This is a genomic window from Bacillus cereus group sp. BfR-BA-01331 (assembly GCF_022663915.1).
Classification (GTDB): domain Bacteria; phylum Bacillota; class Bacilli; order Bacillales; family Bacillaceae_G; genus Bacillus_A; species Bacillus_A mycoides.
Genome location: NZ_JAKUGJ010000158.1, coordinates 1 through 417 on the forward strand (window position 1 = coordinate 1; position 417 = coordinate 417).

A 417-nucleotide genomic window follows, 5' to 3' on the forward strand; every position below is an offset into this window, starting at 1 on the left:
TTTTGTGTGCTTGTACTAACTTAAATACTTTTTGACATAAATCATTACTCGGTTCAATAACAGTGACACCATTTAAAAACGTCCCTTTTACTTCTTCCGTATCATAATCATTTTTTTTATAAGCATTCTCGAACTTATTAATGAAACGTACCATCCAGTGTAAATCTTGATTAATCATTGGAATGATTAAACTAGATGTTTTACCAGAACCAATTGGACCAATAATGATTCCATTTAATGTTCTATCTTTCCCTTTGATACGAACCATTTCTTTATGCTCAATATGAGGACCAATTTCTACATCAGGATATATTTGTTGTTCCTGACTATTAAACCATTTTTGTAACTTGTGGTTTTTGTACTCATATTTTTGTACCCATTTTAAAATTTCTTCCCGGTAACGAACAATATGCCCGC

At 31.2% G+C, this 417-nt stretch carries 1 pseudogene; it reads right to left on the reverse strand.

Annotation, left to right across the window (positions count from 1 at the left end):
* Window positions 1–417: pseudogene (locus MR155_RS32540) on the reverse strand (DNA translocase FtsK); the annotation flags it as partial.